The organism is Sporosarcina psychrophila (assembly GCF_001590685.1).
Classification (GTDB): domain Bacteria; phylum Bacillota; class Bacilli; order Bacillales_A; family Planococcaceae; genus Sporosarcina; species Sporosarcina psychrophila.
The window spans coordinates 3,612,668-3,629,618 of sequence record NZ_CP014616.1 but is presented as its reverse complement, the minus strand read 5'-3'; the positions used below and the strand labels follow the sequence as shown (position 1 = coordinate 3,629,618).

Annotated in this window: 17 protein-coding genes; 15 read left to right on the top strand and 2 right to left on the bottom strand. The window is 42.2% G+C overall.

Annotated elements, in window-relative coordinates; genetic code table 11:
* The first annotated feature begins 15 nt into the window (after positions 1–15).
* Positions 16–666, top strand: coding sequence for a TetR/AcrR family transcriptional regulator (locus AZE41_RS17310; protein WP_067212050.1), 651 nt, complete (start codon positions 16–18; stop codon positions 664–666).
* Positions 667–799: 133 nt separating this feature from the next.
* Positions 800–3,400, top strand: a complete 2,601-nt coding sequence (locus AZE41_RS17305) for an EAL domain-containing protein (protein ID WP_067212047.1) — start codon at positions 800–802, stop codon at positions 3,398–3,400.
* 98 nt (positions 3,401–3,498) lie between these two features.
* On the opposite strand, the gene AZE41_RS17300 is transcribed toward AZE41_RS17305, so the two are convergent.
* On the bottom strand, positions 3,499–4,275 hold the full coding sequence (locus tag AZE41_RS17300) for an enoyl-CoA hydratase-related protein (protein WP_067212044.1): 777 nt from the start codon (positions 4,273–4,275) through the stop codon (positions 3,499–3,501).
* Positions 4,276–4,516: 241 nt separating this feature from the next.
* Here AZE41_RS17300 and AZE41_RS17295 point away from each other — a divergent pair, with 241 nt between their 5' ends.
* The 13 genes from AZE41_RS17295 to AZE41_RS17235 all read left to right on the top strand — a co-directional run bounded on the left by AZE41_RS17295 (position 4,517) and on the right by AZE41_RS17235 (position 16,260).
* Positions 4,517–5,770: an EAL and HDOD domain-containing protein gene (locus tag AZE41_RS17295; protein ID WP_067212042.1), complete on the top strand. Its 1,254-nt coding sequence runs from the start codon at positions 4,517–4,519 to the stop codon at positions 5,768–5,770.
* Between the two features lie 478 nt (positions 5,771–6,248).
* The gene (locus AZE41_RS17290) at positions 6,249–7,094 is read left to right on the top strand and encodes a DegV family protein (RefSeq protein ID WP_067212040.1); all 846 of its coding nucleotides are present in this window, start codon (positions 6,249–6,251) and stop codon (positions 7,092–7,094) included.
* Between the two features lie 62 nt (positions 7,095–7,156).
* Positions 7,157–8,539, top strand: a complete 1,383-nt coding sequence (locus tag AZE41_RS17285) for an ATP-dependent helicase ComFA (protein ID WP_067212038.1) — start codon at positions 7,157–7,159, stop codon at positions 8,537–8,539.
* Positions 8,536–9,144: a ComF family protein gene (locus AZE41_RS17280; protein WP_067212036.1), complete on the top strand. Its 609-nt coding sequence runs from the start codon at positions 8,536–8,538 to the stop codon at positions 9,142–9,144. The genes AZE41_RS17285 and AZE41_RS17280 overlap by 4 nt, the downstream gene beginning before the upstream one ends.
* Before the next feature lie 20 nt (positions 9,145–9,164).
* On the top strand, positions 9,165–9,581 hold the full coding sequence (locus tag AZE41_RS17275) for a TIGR03826 family flagellar region protein (protein WP_067212034.1): 417 nt from the start codon (positions 9,165–9,167) through the stop codon (positions 9,579–9,581).
* Between the two features lie 131 nt (positions 9,582–9,712).
* Positions 9,713–9,976: a flagellar biosynthesis anti-sigma factor FlgM gene (gene flgM / locus AZE41_RS17270; protein WP_067212032.1), complete on the top strand. Its 264-nt coding sequence runs from the start codon at positions 9,713–9,715 to the stop codon at positions 9,974–9,976.
* A 30-nt stretch (positions 9,977–10,006) separates the two neighbouring features.
* Positions 10,007–10,504 carry a flagellar protein FlgN gene (locus tag AZE41_RS17265; protein ID WP_067212029.1) on the top strand — a complete coding sequence of 166 codons (498 nt, stop codon included), beginning with the start codon at positions 10,007–10,009 and terminating at the stop codon, positions 10,502–10,504.
* Positions 10,505–10,515: 11 nt separating this feature from the next.
* Positions 10,516–12,072, top strand: coding sequence for a flagellar hook-associated protein FlgK (gene flgK / locus AZE41_RS17260; RefSeq protein ID WP_335339508.1), 1,557 nt, complete (start codon positions 10,516–10,518; stop codon positions 12,070–12,072).
* A gap of 19 nt (positions 12,073–12,091) precedes the next feature.
* Positions 12,092–12,970, top strand: coding sequence for a flagellar hook-associated protein FlgL (gene flgL / locus AZE41_RS17255; protein ID WP_067212025.1), 879 nt, complete (start codon positions 12,092–12,094; stop codon positions 12,968–12,970).
* A 79-nt stretch (positions 12,971–13,049) separates the two neighbouring features.
* Positions 13,050–13,604 carry a DUF6470 family protein gene (locus AZE41_RS17250; RefSeq protein WP_067212022.1) on the top strand — a complete coding sequence of 185 codons (555 nt, stop codon included), beginning with the start codon at positions 13,050–13,052 and terminating at the stop codon, positions 13,602–13,604.
* Positions 13,605–13,711: 107 nt separating this feature from the next.
* Positions 13,712–14,155, top strand: a complete 444-nt coding sequence (gene fliW / locus AZE41_RS17245) for a flagellar assembly protein FliW (protein ID WP_067212020.1) — start codon at positions 13,712–13,714, stop codon at positions 14,153–14,155.
* Between the two features lie 4 nt (positions 14,156–14,159).
* Positions 14,160–14,381 carry a carbon storage regulator CsrA gene (gene csrA, locus AZE41_RS17240; RefSeq protein WP_067212018.1) on the top strand — a complete coding sequence of 74 codons (222 nt, stop codon included), beginning with the start codon at positions 14,160–14,162 and terminating at the stop codon, positions 14,379–14,381.
* Between the two features lie 220 nt (positions 14,382–14,601).
* A complete protein-coding gene (locus tag AZE41_RS17235; protein ID WP_067212015.1) occupies positions 14,602–16,260 on the top strand; it encodes a flagellin N-terminal helical domain-containing protein in 1,659 nt (552 codons plus the stop codon).
* Between the two features lie 151 nt (positions 16,261–16,411).
* On the opposite strand, the gene AZE41_RS17230 is transcribed toward AZE41_RS17235, so the two are convergent.
* Positions 16,412–16,933, bottom strand: coding sequence for a hypothetical protein (locus AZE41_RS17230; protein WP_082786669.1), 522 nt, complete (start codon positions 16,931–16,933; stop codon positions 16,412–16,414).
* Positions 16,934–16,951 lie beyond the last annotated feature (18 nt).

Genomic DNA, 16,951 nt, shown 5'->3' with positions numbered 1-16,951 from the left:
AAAAGGGAGCTCAGCATGACAAAAGAGGATCAAATGATCGAGGGAATGTTCAATCAAAAAGGTGATTTAACAGAGCGACAAAAGAAAATAGTAGCCGCAGCGATTGAATCATTCGCTGAAAAAGGCTATTCTGCCACGTCAACAAAGGAAATCGCTCAAAAAGCGGGAGTAGCTGAGGGAACGATTTTCAGACATTATAAAACAAAAAAAGAGTTACTCATGTCCATTGTCACACCGATGATGATCAAATTGATGGCGCCGATTATTATAAAGGATATCAATAAAGTACTGAATCATGACCATGAAACATTTGAAGACTTTGTAAGAGCGATGATTGATAATCGTAGAAAGTTCTTGAAAAGTAATCTTAAAATCATCAAAATCTTCATTCAGGAAATCCCCTTTCATCCAGAATTAAAAGAACAATTCATAGAGCATGTCGGCAGCAAAGTCTTTACGCGGCTTAGGCAAATTATTGAACATTACCAGGATAAAGGGCAAATTATCAAACTGCCCATCGATACCGTCCTTCGCTTAACAGGTTCGACAATCATCGGCTACTTTGTGACTCGATATGCTCTATTACCTAATGCCGATTGGGATGACGAAGCGGAGGTCGACTTCACTATTCAGTTTTTGATGAAAGGATTGGCGCCAGAGGAATGACGTAATGCCGATCGAAAAGGATTTACTTATTTAACTATTGTTCCCTTCTCGGAAATAGTTCTTTATGCTATAATCCAATAAATCGAATTGTTGGAACTATAGTCGCAGAAAAACCAGAAGGGAATGTTGAAAAATGAGAAAAATATCCAAGATCTTTACCAAACCTCCGCCCTTATCAAATAACAATGAAGAATTTACCCAACAAGATGAAATGTTGAATGAGTTGGCAATTAAAATGAGAAGTGCTGAGAAACTCATTGATTTCGGTTTGTGGAAATATGATGTCGGTGGAGATAAAAGCTATTGGTCCGATAAAGTTTTTGAAATCTTCGATATGCAGAAGGGGAAGGCACCGACAATTCCGGATTTATTTGACGTCATTCATCCAGAAGATCTGGAAAGATTCAAGACTCTATTTGGAGACGCTATGAAAGAAAAAATAGGTTCTCGGATTTCTTTCCGGATTATTGATAAAAAAGGTGAAGTGAGATTTCTAGAACAATACTGCGAAGCGGTTTTAGACGAAAATGAAAATCTACTCCAATTTATCGGAACAACTGTCGATGTGTCAGAAATAAAAAGAACTCAACAAAACTTCAAACAATATGTCAAAAAAGCGGAAGAGATTACGGAGTTTCTGGATGCTGGCATTTGGTCCATAGATGTCCGACAGCAAAGAGTGGTTTTCTGCTCTCCTAGAATCGGAGTTATAAGTGGATATAAATCAATTGATTTTGAAACAGATATGACGGTTTGGCGCAGCATCATATATCCAGAAGATTTAGCGGCATACGATGAAAGAAATGAAAAAATGAAGTTAGGGAAAATACCCAAAATGAATTACCGAATTGTCCACAAGAGTGGCTCTATTAGATGGATTCGGGATGAAGTGGTACCTACATACACAGAAGATGGCGAATTAGTCTGGTTGGAAGGAATTATAACAGATATCACGGAGCAAAGAGAGGTCCAAGAACGGCTAGAATATTTAGCGTATCATGATTATTTAACAAAACTTCCCAATCGCAGGATGTTTGATAAAGAATTAAATACTATGTTTGAAAATGTGAATTTATCCGATACACATTTTTCGATTATGCACTTGGGCCTGGATGGATTTAAACTTATCAATGACTCATTAGGTCACTTGGCAGGGGACAATCTTCTTAAAGAATTTTCTTTAAGAGTGAAAGCGTGTATTACAAGGCACGATTTTGTAGCAAGGATAGGCGGAGATGAATTCGCCATATTGATTCGTAATGCTGAAGGTGGAGCACAAGTAATAGACATCGCAAAAAAAATGATCGATACATTGGAAGAGCCATATGTGATTGATAATCATGAATTATATGTGACTGCGAGCATCGGAATCTCCTTATATCCAGAGGATGGGGACAATGCAACAACTTTATTGGGAAGTGCCGATAAAGCATTATACCGAGCAAAAGAAATGGGGAAAAATAATTACCAGCTTTATATGCCTTCAATGAACGTAGAAACATACAAGTTATATTCACTCGATCAGGATCTGAGGAAAGCGATTGAACGCAATGAACTGGTGGTGTATTATCAACCAAAAGTAGAAGCGAAAACGGGTCTGATGGTTGGAGCAGAAGCATTAATCCGTTGGAATCATCCAGAATGGAAACTCGTGTCAGCGGGTGAATTTATTTCATTGGCAGAAGAGAATGGATTGATCTATGCAATTACGAATTGGGTGTTCCGCACGGTTTGCGAGCAAATTAACAAGTGGAAAGAGCTAGGCGTAGTGCCAGTTCCAGTATCGGTCAACATCTCACCTAAAATATTTCTCAAGCATGAATGGGAAGAACAATTGATAAAGATAATTGAAGAAACAAATACTGATCCAAAACTTTTGGAGTTGGAAATCACTGAGAGTACTCTTATTGAAAATGAAGAAACCTTTAAAACTGCGATAAATAAGATTAAATCTTACGGCATCAAACTTTCGATAGACGATTTCGGTACAGGTTATTCATCTCTTCTGTATTTACAAAAGTTTGAAATCGATACAATTAAGATTGACCGCCATTTCATAAACCACTATTTGGTCAATAATAATGCGCCTATTACGAAAGCCATTATCCGATTGGCACATGAGCTGAATATGACAGTAGTAGCCGAGGGAGTAGAAACCGAGGAACAGCGTGTTTTCTTAAGCCAACAGAATTGCGATCAAATTCAAGGATACTTATTCAGTAAACCTATTCCACCTGAACAATTTATCGAATTTCTGAATAACCCTGTAATTCGTTCCGAAGGGAATGAATCCCAGATGCCTATGGAAAATAGGCGAAAAGGTTTCCGAATAGATCTTGCATATCCTTTAAGTTCCGAGATGACGATTGTTCAATTTAAAGGCAAAACAGTTAAATTAGGAAAAACAGAAGTGTTGGTCGAAAATATAGGAATTAAAGGCTTGCGGTTTAGGTCACATGTTGATCTTCCAGTCAATCCGAATATATTATTGAAATTCGGCACGGAAATTTTGGGTGAATCGTTAGAGGTAACGGGGAATGTAGTATGGAGAGAAACAATAGGGGAGTTTTTCCAGTATGGTTTGCAATTCAAAATAAACGACAACGAACAGCAGTCACTAACGAAACTATTAAATAACTTTGCAATCCAAATTCGGAAAAATCCTGTCCCTCCAAATTGCCGCTTTGTAACAGAGAATACATTCAAACACTTAACTTCCATTAAGGAAGAGTAGACTTATTAGTAGAATCTTCACTATTCAAACAGTAAATACCCAGGTGACTGTAAAAGTCACCTGGGTATTTGTGTTGACGCCTAATTTGAATGGCTGCTTTATTTCCCCTTAAAAACAGGCTTGCGCTTCTCCGAAAACGCATTCAATGCTTCAATGCGGTCTTCAGTAGGAATCGTAAGTTCATACGCCTTTCGTTCAATCGCAAGTCCGGTCTGCAAGTCCACATTCATACCGTGTTTAATCGCGAATTTCGCCTGCTGTAAGGCAATTGGGCCATTTGCAAGGATTGAATCTGCAAAGTCGGCTGTCTCTTGGACAAGGTTTTCCGGCGTTGCAACTTTCGTCAGGACACCATAGCTATACGCTTCAGCCGCCAACATTCTGCGTGCCGTCAAAATAAGTTCAAGCGCTTTCGCTTCGCCAATTAACCGCGGAAGACGCTGCGTTCCACCCGCTCCTGGAATAATAGCAAGCCCCGTTTCCGTTAATCCCATAAGTGCAGTGTCGGCTGCAATCCGGAAATCACAAGCCAGCGCAAGTTCCATGCCACCCCCGAATGCAAAGCCGTTCATCATTGCAATCGTTGGTTGTGGCAAGTTCTCAATCGCTGAGAACACCTCGCCAATTTTGTAAAGATTCCGCTTCACTTGCAGGTCCGTAAGTGTTTTTCGTTCCTTTAGATCAGCTCCAACGCTGAATGCACGATCTCCGGCCCCCGTGAAAATAATAACCCGGATATCAGGATTGATGCGAATCGACTCTGTAATCTGCCCCAGTTCAACCAACATATCGTAGTTAAGTGCATTCATTGCTCCCGGACGATTGAGCGTCACGAAAGCGAGATTCCCCTTTTGTTCATAATGGATTGCTTCCATATAAAACCCCTCCTTGAATAAAACCTATTGATAACTAGAAGATACCATTATTCATGGTCTGTTGCTATTTTTATTGATATATAAGATGAACAAATGAATATCTATATAAAATGAGCGAGGGCCCCCTATCTCCGTAGCGAATTTAATGACATTCTTTATTTCATCATATATAGTGTTTTTTTATCGTTATAGTGGTAAAATAGCGGTTTTTTGCTATACTACAAGAAATGGGGTGCGTAGTATGAACGATATAAATACATTCGTTGGCAGACAGCCAATATTGGACCAACATGGCGACATCTATGGCTACGAATTGCTCTATAGAAATAGTTATAAGAACTTTTTTCCAAATGTGAACCCTGAACAAGCGACAATTGGCTTACTCGTTAATACATTCCTGACAATAGGAATCGAGAAAGTGGCAGGGAACAGATTGTCATTCATCAATTTTACAGGAGAATTACTTGCTCAAGATATTTTTTCAAGCCTTGACCCTGAACAAGTCGTCATTGAAGTTTTGGAAAACGTTGAGATTACCCCCTCGCTCCTAACTAAAATGCGGTTGTTGAAAGAGACAGGCTTTAAAATAGCATTAGATGATTTTATCCTGCAGGAACAATATAGTATACATAGTGAATTGTTCGAAATTGTCGATTTCATAAAAGTAGATTACTTAAATACGACACCATTCGAGCGATTAGAAATCGAGAAATTCATTAAACAGTATCCCGCTATCGTACTGCTTGCTGAAAAAATCGAAACAGAAGAACAATTCAAGGTGGCGAAAGCATCAGGTTACAAATTGTTTCAAGGGTATTTCTTCTCCAAACCGGAAATTGTCACGGGAATCGAAATCCCATCGAATGTCAGTCTTCATTTTCAAATAATTGAGCGTCTTCATACAGAGCCACCAAATATCGATGAAATCACGGAGCTTATCATGCACGATATTTCACTGTCCTATAAATTGCTAAGGCTGATTAACACCCTTGCATTCGGAGTGCCGAAACGGATTAGTTCCATTAAACAAGCCATCGTTCTTATCGGATTGCGTGAAACGAAAAGGTGGGTACAAGTCCTTGCTTTGCGCGAAATCGGGGAAGGTTCAGGGAATGGTCGCACACAAGCGCTTGCTGATTACTCGCTGACACGGGCAAAAATATGCGAACTACTCGCGAAACATGATGGCAAGAAAAATCCCGAAGAATATTTCTTTGCGGGCATGTTTTCACTAATTGACGTCATCATGAAGCGCGACTGGGATGCAATCTTACAACTCATTCCATTGTCTGACGAAGTAGCGCTTACAGTAAAAGGGGAGCGGACAGAAATCACGCCGTATCTTCAACTTGCTGAAGCCGTTGAGCGCTTTGACTGGCAACGTGTCGAGCAACTAATCACTGAAATGGGAATCACACAAGCGGACTTGAGCAGATGTACGTTAGAAGCACATCGTTGGACACAGAGTTTGCAGTATTCGAATACAACTCCCTGATTTAAGTGTACGAAAGGTGTGGGATTTACTTTACTGCTGTCACAACGTAATTTTAAAAAGTTAACGTTGCGGGCACTTAGTACGATGAATTGTAAGACTATGCTGCAGCACACACTGTAAAAGATGTTTATCTAGAAGAGTAACCACCTACAATCCTGACAGGGAGAAGGCGGTTACTTTTTTTTTTGATCGCGATTGCGATGGCATTCTTGCTTTTGCCTTAGCCTCTGAATTATGTAACCTTAGAGAATGATACTTATATAAACTAAGCGACGGCGCCTTAAAAGGGGTAGCCGAAGCCTTAAGACTGGCGGCGAAGCTGCTTGGCTTAGGGCGGGAGGCATCCCCGCGCGCCAAAGCGGATTCAATGGGATTACATATATAGGCACGTTCCGCTGAACCATTTTCAGCCCCTCACACTTTCACATTCCCATTTCACCTCAATTTAGGTAGAATAGAGGTAGGAGCTGATTTAACATTGAAAACAGCAATTGTTACAGATAGCACGGCTTATTTACCTCAAGCTCTAATGGAAGAATTGGATGTTCATATGATTCCACTAGCAGTTACACTTAACGGCATTATTTATGATGAAGAAATTGATATTCGTTCAACCGATTTTTACGATAAAGTACGCGGGGATGGACCGCTACCAAAGACCTCACAGCCGCCAATTGGCAAATTTATTGAACTGTTCGAGTCGTTAAAAGACACATATGACGCAGTCATTTCCATCCATCTATCGAGTGGTATTAGCGGCACATATGCAGGTGCTCAACAAGCCGGTAAGATGGTGGAGGGCATCGAAGTATACACATTTGACTCCGAAATCTCCTGTTATTTACAAGGATTTTACGTACTCCGCGCGGCAGAACTTGCCAAAGAAGGAGCTACACCAGACGTAATCATGGCCGAGCTAGATGACATGAAAAAGACCATGCGCGCTTATTTCATGGTGGACGACCTCACACATCTGCAACGGGGCGGCAGACTTTCAGCTGCACAAGCACTGATTGGTGGACTTCTTCAAGTGAAGCCAATCCTCCACTTTCAGGACAAAGTAATCGTCCCATATGAAAAAATACGCACACGTAAAAAAGCGATGAAACGGATTGTGGACATGTTGGTGGAGGATGCAGCGAAAATGCCACTCGAGGCGGCAATCATTCATGCCAACCGACCAGAAGATGCCGAAGTATGGCACGCGGCACTTTCAGCACAGTTACCAGACGTCAAATTCACCATCAGCCACTTTGGCCCCGTCATCGGCACACATCTCGGGGAAGCGTCTATGGGACTTGGATGGGTGAAACGAAGAGTCTAAGCGTCCGCTTAAACCATACAAACAAAAAACGCCATAACAGGAACGCATTGGAGGTGTTGCAAATGACCATTACATTCGATCCGTCAGTCAGGGACTTCCTGGCTGGCCGTATTTGGCTTCGCTCGCACACCCCTTTTCCAACTGAAACAATCGACGCACACATCGCTTCAGAGCATATCAAAACAATTCAAGGCATCCAATCAACCAAAGCATTTGCCAATCAAACACAGCACTTCTGCAACCGATGTGAAAACGACAGGCAAGCTCGCTTCACAACATTCGACTGCGCAAAATGCGAAGGACCTTGCACCTATTGTAGGCATTGCCTAAAAATGGGGCGTGTGTCAACCTGTACTGAACTCATCGTCTGGAACGCAGAACCACCGACCTATCCGACAGACCACATCATCGCATGGCAAGGTACACTGACACCACGCCAGCAACAAGCATCTGACGAACTAACACTCAGTAACACAAAACGCATCCCGCACCTCATTCACGCCGTCTGTGGTTCTGGAAAAACAGAAATCCTATTTGAACCAATCCACAAACTGCTACTAGCAGGTAACCGCGTTTGCATCGCAGCACCACGCGTCGACGTCATTCTCGAACTCGAACCACGCCTACGTGCAGCATTTCCGCAAACTGCAATCGAAGCGTTATACGGCGGCTCAAAGTCAACAACAGAATCCGCACCCCAACTCATTCTCGCAACTACCCATCAGTTATACCGATTCCGTCACGCTTTCGATGCCATTTTTGTCGATGAAGCAGATGCCTTCCCCTACACAGCTGAGGAAACATTGAGACGAGCGGTTCAAAAAGCAGCGAAACCTGGAGCACCCGTCCATTTCGTCACGGCCACACCATCAGACAAACTCCTAGCAGACATCAAACGAACAGGACAAGTGTCAACGATCGACCGTCGCTACCACGGACACCCATTACCCGTTCCGCGGAGTGAGACATTATGGAATTACACGAAACAGATCCAAAAAGGCAAACTACCCAAAAAGCTCGCCAACTGGACAGCAGAGCGACTAAAGCGGCAAGAACCGTTCCTCATCTTTTTCCATCACATAGGACTCATGGAACAAGCAGAACCATTATTCCAACAGCTAGATGCACGTATTCACGCGGTCCATGCCTCGCACCCAGACCGAAAAGAGCACGTCCAAGCACTGCGCGATAAAGAAGTGCCTGGCCTTCTCACAACAACAATCCTAGAACGCGGAATAACAATCCCGAATGTCCAAGTCGCCGTTGTCGGAGCAGAACAGCTCATATTCAACAAAGGGGCGTTGATCCAAATCGGTGGCCGTGTCGGGCGTTCCGCGCAACATCCATCAGGTGATTTCGTCCTCTTTCATCACGGCATCACCTATGCAATGGACGAAGCGAAAAACGAAATCATTCAGTTGAATAAAGGAAGTGTCCGCACATGAACAGTTGCCTGCTGTGTGAAACGCCGATTGCAGAAAAACCGTCCTGGAAAGCGCTACTCGCACTCGAAAAACTAACAGAAATTTGCCAAGACTGTTCAAAAAAGTTTCAACGTGCCGACATAAAAGAAGAAGAACCATTTTTGGATCAAATCACTTCACTTTACACATATAACGAAGCAATGCGAGAATACCTGCACCAATACAAATTCCTTCAAGACGTTGCATTAGCAAGCGTCTTCGCGAATGAACTGCGTACCCTCTTAAAAGGAAAAGCAACAATCGTTCCAATACCGATGCATCCAGAAAAAAGAATGCAGCGGACATTCGCCCATGTCGATGAACTATTGAAAAGTGCACGTATTCCTTTTTCACATCTACTTGAAAAAACAGGAACTGAAGCAATGGGCGAGAAATCGAAGGCACAACGTCTTGCGATGGAGCCTTTATTCAAGTTGAAACAGGGAACGGCAATTCAACCAGGCACGTACATACTAGTAGATGATATCTATACAACCGGTACTACGCTCCGTCATGCGGCTACTGTCTTAAAAGAGGCAGGTGCCACACGTGTCGATGCGGTTACACTAATTCGAGCTGAGCAATGAATTAATAGGAGATGAACAATATGGCTGAACTACGAGACTGCCCAAAATGTGGCGATTTTTTTAACTATACGGGTCTACGTGACGTTTGCGCGAAGTGCGCTGTGAGCGAAGAAAAAATGTATGAAGAAGTCTATCGTTTCTTAAGACGACGTGAAAACAGGGCGGCAACAATTGAACGGATTGTTGAAGCAACGGGCGTAACGGAAACCCTTCTTCACCAATGGGTGCGTAAAGGCCGACTTCAGCCTGCATTATTTCCGAACCTTGGTTACCCGTGTGACAATTGCGGCAAGCTGACGAACACAGGGAAACTGTGCGTTAGTTGTACAGCGGACATTAAAAATGAACTTAGAACGTTTGAGGCGGCGCAGGAATTCAGAGAAGTCGTCGATGCAAATGACAAAGCAACCTACCATGCAGATCGTAAAAGAAAATAAGAAACAACCGGTAGTTTTCGGACTAACCGGTTTTTTCGTTCGAAAGGCCCTAAACGTTCACGAATTTATGCCGAAATAAAGAATAGAGCATAACGTAGTGCATAAGCTACTAACGAAAGGAGCGAGAACAAATGAAAATCCAAAAGTTTAATGTACCTGCCGTCAACCCGTACAAAACAAACCAGTTAAAAGCGGAACAGACAGAACAGAAAGCGAAAATGAAAACCGATAAACTCGAAATTTCATCCGAAGCAAAAAAACTTTCGGAAACGTCCACATTTACAGTGGGGCGCAATGAGCGTGTGCAAGAATTAAAAGAACAAGTCCAAGCCGGAACATACGAAGTCAATCCTGAAAAGCTCGCCTCCAACTTGGTTAAGTACTTCAAACCGTAAATACTGATTGAATGAAAGTAGGAGGAAAACATGTCTATCACAACCATCCTGACGTCACTTAAAAACCTGGAAAAACTTCATAAAAGCTTGCTCCGGATCGCGTACGACAAGACGGCAGTTATCAAAAACGGGGACATGGAAGGACTCGATCAATTGTTGAAAGACGAGCAATCCCATTTGGCAGCTATCATCCAAATGGATGGCCTCAGACAACGGGATGTGGCGCAGTATTTGGCTGATCAAGGACGATCAGCATCACTCAATCCTACCGTCACCGACCTGCTCGACGTCGTACCGGAAGCGGACAACAAAAGCCTTGAGGAGGCGAGGGACCGTCTCCTGCATGCGATTCACGACTTGAAATGGCAAAATGATCTGAACCAGAAGCTGACCTACCAGTCCCTTCAGTTCGTGAATCTGTCGCTGGACATCGTCCGACCACGTTCGGAATCAGTTAACTACTCAAAAACCGAAATCAGCGGACAAAAAATATCAAAAGAACAACCATCTTTTGATTCAAATGCCTGAGGGGGAAAATAATGTCTACATTTATGGGACTTGAAACAAGCAAACGCGGCTTGTTCACGCAGCAATCCGCACTTTATACAACAGGACACAACATCAGTAACGCCAACACACTCGGCTACTCACGCCAGCGTGTCAATATGGAAGCAACAGCAGGATTCCCGGGCACGGGTCTAAGTGCCGGCACAATGCCCGGATTCCTCGGGACAGGTGTCCAAGCGGGCTCTATCCAGCGTATTCGTGATGGTTTTGTCGACCAGCAATACAGACAAGAATCCAATAAACTAGGCTACTGGGATTCCCAAACAAAAGCGATTTCTCAAATGGAAGATGTCTTGAATGAACCTTCTGCATACGGGCTTCAGAAATCACTCAGTGAATTTTGGCAATCGCTGCAGGACCTTGCCGTCAACCCTGAAAACGGGGGTGCACGTGCGGTTGTCGTACAGCGTGGTCAAACAGTTGCCGATTCATTCAACCACATGCACAAATCATTGACGGAAATCCAGACAAACCTAGGAAAAGAAATTGATATATCTGCAGGTCAAGTCAACTCCATCCTTAAACAGATTTCAGAGCTGAACGACCAAATACAAAAAGTCGAACCAAACGGCTATTTACCGAATGACTTGTACGATGCTCGGGATGCACTTGTGGATGAACTATCCGGCTACTTCCCGATTGAAACGAGCTATGAAAAATCGGGTGGACGGGCATCGGCAATTGCTGAAGGTTCGGTGACAGTGACATTGAAATTGAAAGACGGAACGAAAGTGGAACTTGTCAATCGTAGTGAACATGCAAAGTTGGATACGAATCCATCTTCTCTTCACGACGTTTCAACGAATGAAAACAACGCAATTACAGGTTTGAAAATAACTCAACCCAATGGAACGATAGTAGATGCGGAACATTCAAATCTCCTTGATATTGGAAAAGTGAAGTCACTGATGAACTCATACGGAACTGTAGATACAGATACAAATGGAGTTCCAATCCCAGAAACAACTAAAGGCCTTTACCCTAAAATGATCGCCGAGTTAAATAAAATGGCTGCAGCTTTCGGAGATCAGATGAATATCGTTCATACAAGCGGAACAGATATCAATGGAGTCAAAGGCGGTAATTTCTTTGATACAAAAGGTCCTGGTCCATTTACAGCCGGTAATATTTTTGTATCTGAAGCCCTCATGAAAGATTCTAATTTACTCGCGGCATCGGACTCTACAGGGGCTGAAGAGGGGAATGGTAAGAATGCAAAAAATCTTGCGAATGTTCAGTTTTCCACCTCCGCAACACTGGGAGGATCGACCCTCCAAACCTACTTCCAAGGTGTAATAGGTCAACTTGGTGTCGACGGCCAACAAGCCGAACGAATGACATTCAATTCGGCAACACTACTTGGTGCAGTCGAACACAGACGTGCTTCAATTAGTTCCGTTTCATTAGATGAAGAAATGACAGATATGATCAGATTCCAACAGGCATACAACGCATCCGCACGTATGATCACCGTCGTCGACGAAACCCTCGACAAAATCATCAACGGCATGGGCCGAGTAGGAATGTAAGAAAGGAGCAATCATCTAAATGCGCGTAACACAATCGATGCTATCCAATAACATGCTCCGGAATCTTTCCACGAGCTACAATAAAATGGGCAAACTGCAAGACCAGCTCAATACAGGTAAAAAAGTGAACCGTCCATCAGATGATCCAGTCGTTGCCATGAAAGGTATGGCCTATAGGACACAAGTGGACAAAGTTGCCCAATACCAACGTAACCTAGGTGAAGTCAATAATTACCTTGATAGCTCAGACGATGCACTTGATAAAGTCGGACAAGCTATGCACCGCGCGAAAGAACTTGTTACAAGTGCCGCCACTGGAACAATGACACCATTAGATAAAGAAAAGGTGCAAAGTGAGCTCAATCAGTTGCGTGAGCAGATTCGAGACATGGCGAATACAAAAGTCGGAGATAAATATATTTTCAGTGGTACGAAAACCGCTTCTCCTCTTTATGATAAACAAGCAGGTGGATATCCGGCTGTAGACCCAAATAATCCATCCGCATTTGAAAAAAGTGTCGATATTGAAGTTTTTGACGGCGTTACATTGAATGTAAATGCAAATGTGTTAAATCTATTTAAAGAAATCGATGACATGTTTGGCGAATTCGCTAATCCCGATACAGACTTCAGCACTGCAATTGCAAAAGTCGACGCCAATATGGACAAGGTCCTAACAACACGAGCAGACATCGGTGCTCGCCAAAACCGAGTTGAAATGATGGGGAATCGCTTGGATTCTCAAGAAGCCTCTGCAAAAAAACAAATGAGCGAAAACGAAGACATCGATTACGAAAAAGTGATCACTGAAATGTTAACACAAGAATCAATCCATCGTGCAGCACTTTCTGTAGGCTCACGTATTATCCAACCATCACTTGTAGATTTCTTACGATAAACAGCACCCAATACAATCCATATAAAATCTCAGAAAGCGTTTGGACAACCTCCAAACGCTTTCTTTAGAAGGTGACAATGTGAATATCCCACAACTTCAAGTGACAACAACAAAAGCACAACTAGGTCTGACTACCCGAAGACCAGTCCAAGAAATTGAACAACCAGGCGCAACATTAGATATTCAACAACCACAAGCACAAATGACAATCAATACAACAAAGTCGAGGCTATCAATAGATACGACGGAAGCACGAGCAGACATAGACTTAATAAGTGCTGCCCGCCGTACAGCAGAAGTTGCCCAGTATGCCCGTTCAGAAGCGTCTAATGGAATTGCTCGCCGTGCACAAGACGGAATTGAACTTATGATGATTGAAAAGGGGGGGAATCCAATTCAGTCATTCGCTGAAAGAGCGCTTAGAAAACCGTATAGCAGTTTAAATGTAAAGTTCATCCCATCCTATGGCAGTGTCAAAGTTTCATTTGAACCCGGTAGCGTGGATATTCGAGTAGAACCTCAAAAAGTGATTAATAACAGTAATGCGAACAAGCCAATGCATACATACACACCAGGAAAAGTAACGGCAGAATTGCTTCGAGAACCATCAATCCAGATTGATTGGAAAGTCTAACTAACATACTCGGTGCCAAGCATATCCAGGTGCCAGACACTGACATCCATTCGTGTTCTTTAGCGAATTGTGGCAGCGCCAGGCACCCTATAAAGGAGAAGAAAACTATGAAAATCCAATCCACAATCCTTGGAGAAGTAGAAGCACTAGAATCCGAAATCCTTACATTTGACAACGGATTACCAGGCTTCGAAAATGAAAAGAACTTTATATTACTCTCTATAGAAGGCAACGAAGTCTATCAGATTCTCCAGTCAATAAATTCAAAAGAAGTAGGTTTTGTAACAGCAAATCCCTACTTATTCATCAGTGACTATACTTTCGACTTAGACGAATCAACCGTAGAAGCCCTCAACATAGAATCCGAAGAAGATATAATTATCTTAACAATCGTTACAGTCAAAGAACCTTTCAATGCCTCCACTGTAAACTTAAAAGCACCCGTCATCATTAACACAAAATCCAGAATAGCAAAACAATGTATTCTGGAAAAAACGGACTATCCAATTAGATATGCCATCGACGCACAGATGCAGAAAGACAAGGGGTGACGGAATGCTCGTATTATCTCGAAAAAAAGGCGAATCCATCTGGCTTGGCGATCAAATAGAAATTACCATCAGTGAAATAAAAGGCGACCAAGTCCGGATTGCCATTAACGCACCCAAAAACGTCACTATTTTGCGCGGTGAATTAAGACAAGAAGTATCAGAGTCAAATACAGAAGCAGTCAAAATAGACGGTTTTATGGATTATCTCAAAAACGAAAAAAAATAGAAGCCAGGGTGCCAGTTGCCGCCACAATTCACGAACGTCGAATTGTGGCGGCAACTGGCACCCATTTTTGAAAAAATAAACATTTCTATTAAACATTCTAAAAGACAATCCGATAATAGTATTGTAGCGAGGAAAACGGGGTCCGGCCGGCTCGGTCTCCTCGGTATAAAAAATGTGCTCACAAGGACGTGAGCAACATACATTCAAGGAGGAAATTATAATGAGAATTAATCACAACATCGCAGCACTTAACACACACCGTCAGTTGAACACAGCTACAACTAACCAATCAAAATCTATGGAAAAATTGGCTTCAGGTCTTCGTATTAATAAAGCTGGGGACGATGCAGCTGGTCTTGCAATTTCAGAGAAAATGCGTGGGCAAATTCGCGGGTTAGACCAAGCTTCCAAGAATGCTCAAGATGGTATTTCTATGATTGCAACTGCTGAAGGTGCTTTGAATGAAACACATGACATTCTACAACGTATGCGTGAACTATCTGTTCAGTCGTCTAATGACACTAATACTGACGCTGACCGTGAATCTATCCAAACAGAAATTGGTCAGTTGAAAGAAGAAATCGACCGTATTGGTAATACTACAGAATTCAATACAAAGAAATTAATTGATGGTTCTGTTGGTCAAAAGAAATTAGCGGGTGCTGACAATGCAGCAGTTATCAGTTCTGAACTAGGTAAAGAAACGGCAGCAAATGCTGCAGGAGGAACCTTTACTCCAACTGCTACTGTACTTAACACGCTTGTAGCAGGTACTGAAAAGCTAAGTGTTGACGGTGCTAACATTGAATTTACACTTGATGCAGCCCGAGTAGCTGAGTATAAAGCGGCATCAGCCAGTGGTACAGATGTAGCCAAATTAATGGAAGAAGACATTAATAAAGCTATTGCTGATTATAATAAAACAAATGAAACTAGCATAAAAGATGTAACTGTTGGTTTTACTGGCGGGAAAGTTGAAATTCAATCCGGTTCAACTGGGAATACATCAACAATTAATGTTGATAAGCCGGCCGCTATTACTAATCTAATGCATTTAACTGCAGTTTCACTATCTACTGGTACTGGAGTTAGTGCAACAGGTAGTGAAGGAGTATTCAGTGCGGCAGGTGCGGCATCGGTGAATGCAATTGACGCAGCTGATACAATTAAGCTAAATGTTGATGGTACTGAAATTGAAGTTAAATTGACTACAGTTGGAACTAAAAACGACTATGATGCTACTACAACTGGTAAGGGTATGGACCAGTTAGCTACTGACTTAGCAAAAGACATTAACGATAAAATCACCGCTTACAATGCAACAGTTGCATCTGATAAAGCACTTAAATCTGTGACTGTATCAGTAAAAGATGGAGCAATGGTAGTTGAAAGTGGTTCAGATAAAGCGACAAGCAGTATTAAATTCGATAATAGTGAAGCATCTCAATTACTTGGTCTAGCTAAACAAAGCAGTGCTACTCAAGGTGGCGGAGTGGATTTCCAAATTGGTGCTAACCAAACTCAAGCAATGAAAGTTACTATAGAAGATATGCGTACAGATGCTTTGGGAATAAAAGATGTTAATTTGTCAACTAAAGAAGGTGCGCAAGAAGCTATTACTAAGGTAAATGCTGCAATTGAGAAGGTTTCTGCTCAACGGTCAAATCTTGGTGCATTCCAAAACCGTTTAGACCACACAATCAACAACTTGAACACATCTTCTGAAAACCTAACAGCAGCGGAATCTCGTATCCGTGACGTTGATATGGCGAAAGAAATGATGGAACAAACTAAGAACTCAATCCTTTTACAAGCAGCTCAAGCAATGTTGGCTCAAGCAAACCAACAACCACAAGGAGTTCTACAACTTCTTCGTTAATATTAGACTACATGAAAGAGACTCTAGTTTTACTAGGGTCTCTTTTACATATAGAGGTAATGAAATAAATTTCAGGTACCTGTGCGAAAAACTAATCTAACTATTCAATTCGATTATATAAGAATGCAAATTTTAATAGTTATTTATTAGCTTACCCAATACTACTTCTATAAGTATACAATTGGGTGAATTTTGTATTGAAGTTTGACGCACAGGTACCTTTTTTATTTTCCTCGTTAGAAAAACTATCAGTCGATAAGATGATTTTATTAACAGTTCCATTGACTATCTTTAAATGGCCGTGATCCTGGTACCACCGTGCCAATGCTCGTTCATCCAAATGCTTTTCAATAAAGTCAAAAGGAAGGACCTTTCTCCCGTTAGGATACCATTTTTTATACAAATTCGTAATCACTTCATCCGTCCGGGATTGCACGATATAGCTTTCAGAATAGCCCTTTTTGATTCGCAAATCCATCACTTTCCGATAGGTCGGGGGAGATAGAGGTATGAAGTTTTTCAAGTGATCATAGCAGTATTCTGCCCATCCAACGTCCTCTGTTCGATGCATAAACTGCAGGCGAGGTTTTCTTCCGTCCTGCTTCGTAATGCAGCCGTCCCCCAACAACTTACCACAGATGTAATTATGAAATCCGCTTGTCTCCATCATCATAGTGACCTCCTTTCGAAA

Coding starts and splice junctions, on each gene's coding strand:
- AZE41_RS17310 (WP_067212050.1), top strand. CDS start 16: ATGACAAAAGAGGATCAAATGATCGAGGGAATGTTCAATCAAAAAGGT.
- AZE41_RS17305 (WP_067212047.1), top strand. CDS start 800: ATGAGAAAAATATCCAAGATCTTTACCAAACCTCCGCCCTTATCAAAT.
- AZE41_RS17300 (WP_067212044.1), bottom strand. CDS start 4,275: ATGGAAGCAATCCATTATGAACAAAAGGGGAATCTCGCTTTCGTGACG.
- AZE41_RS17295 (WP_067212042.1), top strand. CDS start 4,517: ATGAACGATATAAATACATTCGTTGGCAGACAGCCAATATTGGACCAA.
- AZE41_RS17285 (WP_067212038.1), top strand. CDS start 7,157: ATGACCATTACATTCGATCCGTCAGTCAGGGACTTCCTGGCTGGCCGT.
- AZE41_RS17280 (WP_067212036.1), top strand. CDS start 8,536: ATGAACAGTTGCCTGCTGTGTGAAACGCCGATTGCAGAAAAACCGTCC.
- AZE41_RS17275 (WP_067212034.1), top strand. CDS start 9,165: ATGGCTGAACTACGAGACTGCCCAAAATGTGGCGATTTTTTTAACTAT.
- flgM (WP_067212032.1), top strand. CDS start 9,713: ATGAAAATCCAAAAGTTTAATGTACCTGCCGTCAACCCGTACAAAACA.
- AZE41_RS17265 (WP_067212029.1), top strand. CDS start 10,007: ATGTCTATCACAACCATCCTGACGTCACTTAAAAACCTGGAAAAACTT.
- flgK (WP_335339508.1), top strand. CDS start 10,516: ATGTCTACATTTATGGGACTTGAAACAAGCAAACGCGGCTTGTTCACG.
- flgL (WP_067212025.1), top strand. CDS start 12,092: ATGCGCGTAACACAATCGATGCTATCCAATAACATGCTCCGGAATCTT.
- fliW (WP_067212020.1), top strand. CDS start 13,712: ATGAAAATCCAATCCACAATCCTTGGAGAAGTAGAAGCACTAGAATCC.
- csrA (WP_067212018.1), top strand. CDS start 14,160: ATGCTCGTATTATCTCGAAAAAAAGGCGAATCCATCTGGCTTGGCGAT.
- AZE41_RS17235 (WP_067212015.1), top strand. CDS start 14,602: ATGAGAATTAATCACAACATCGCAGCACTTAACACACACCGTCAGTTG.
- AZE41_RS17230 (WP_082786669.1), bottom strand. CDS start 16,933: ATGATGATGGAGACAAGCGGATTTCATAATTACATCTGTGGTAAGTTG.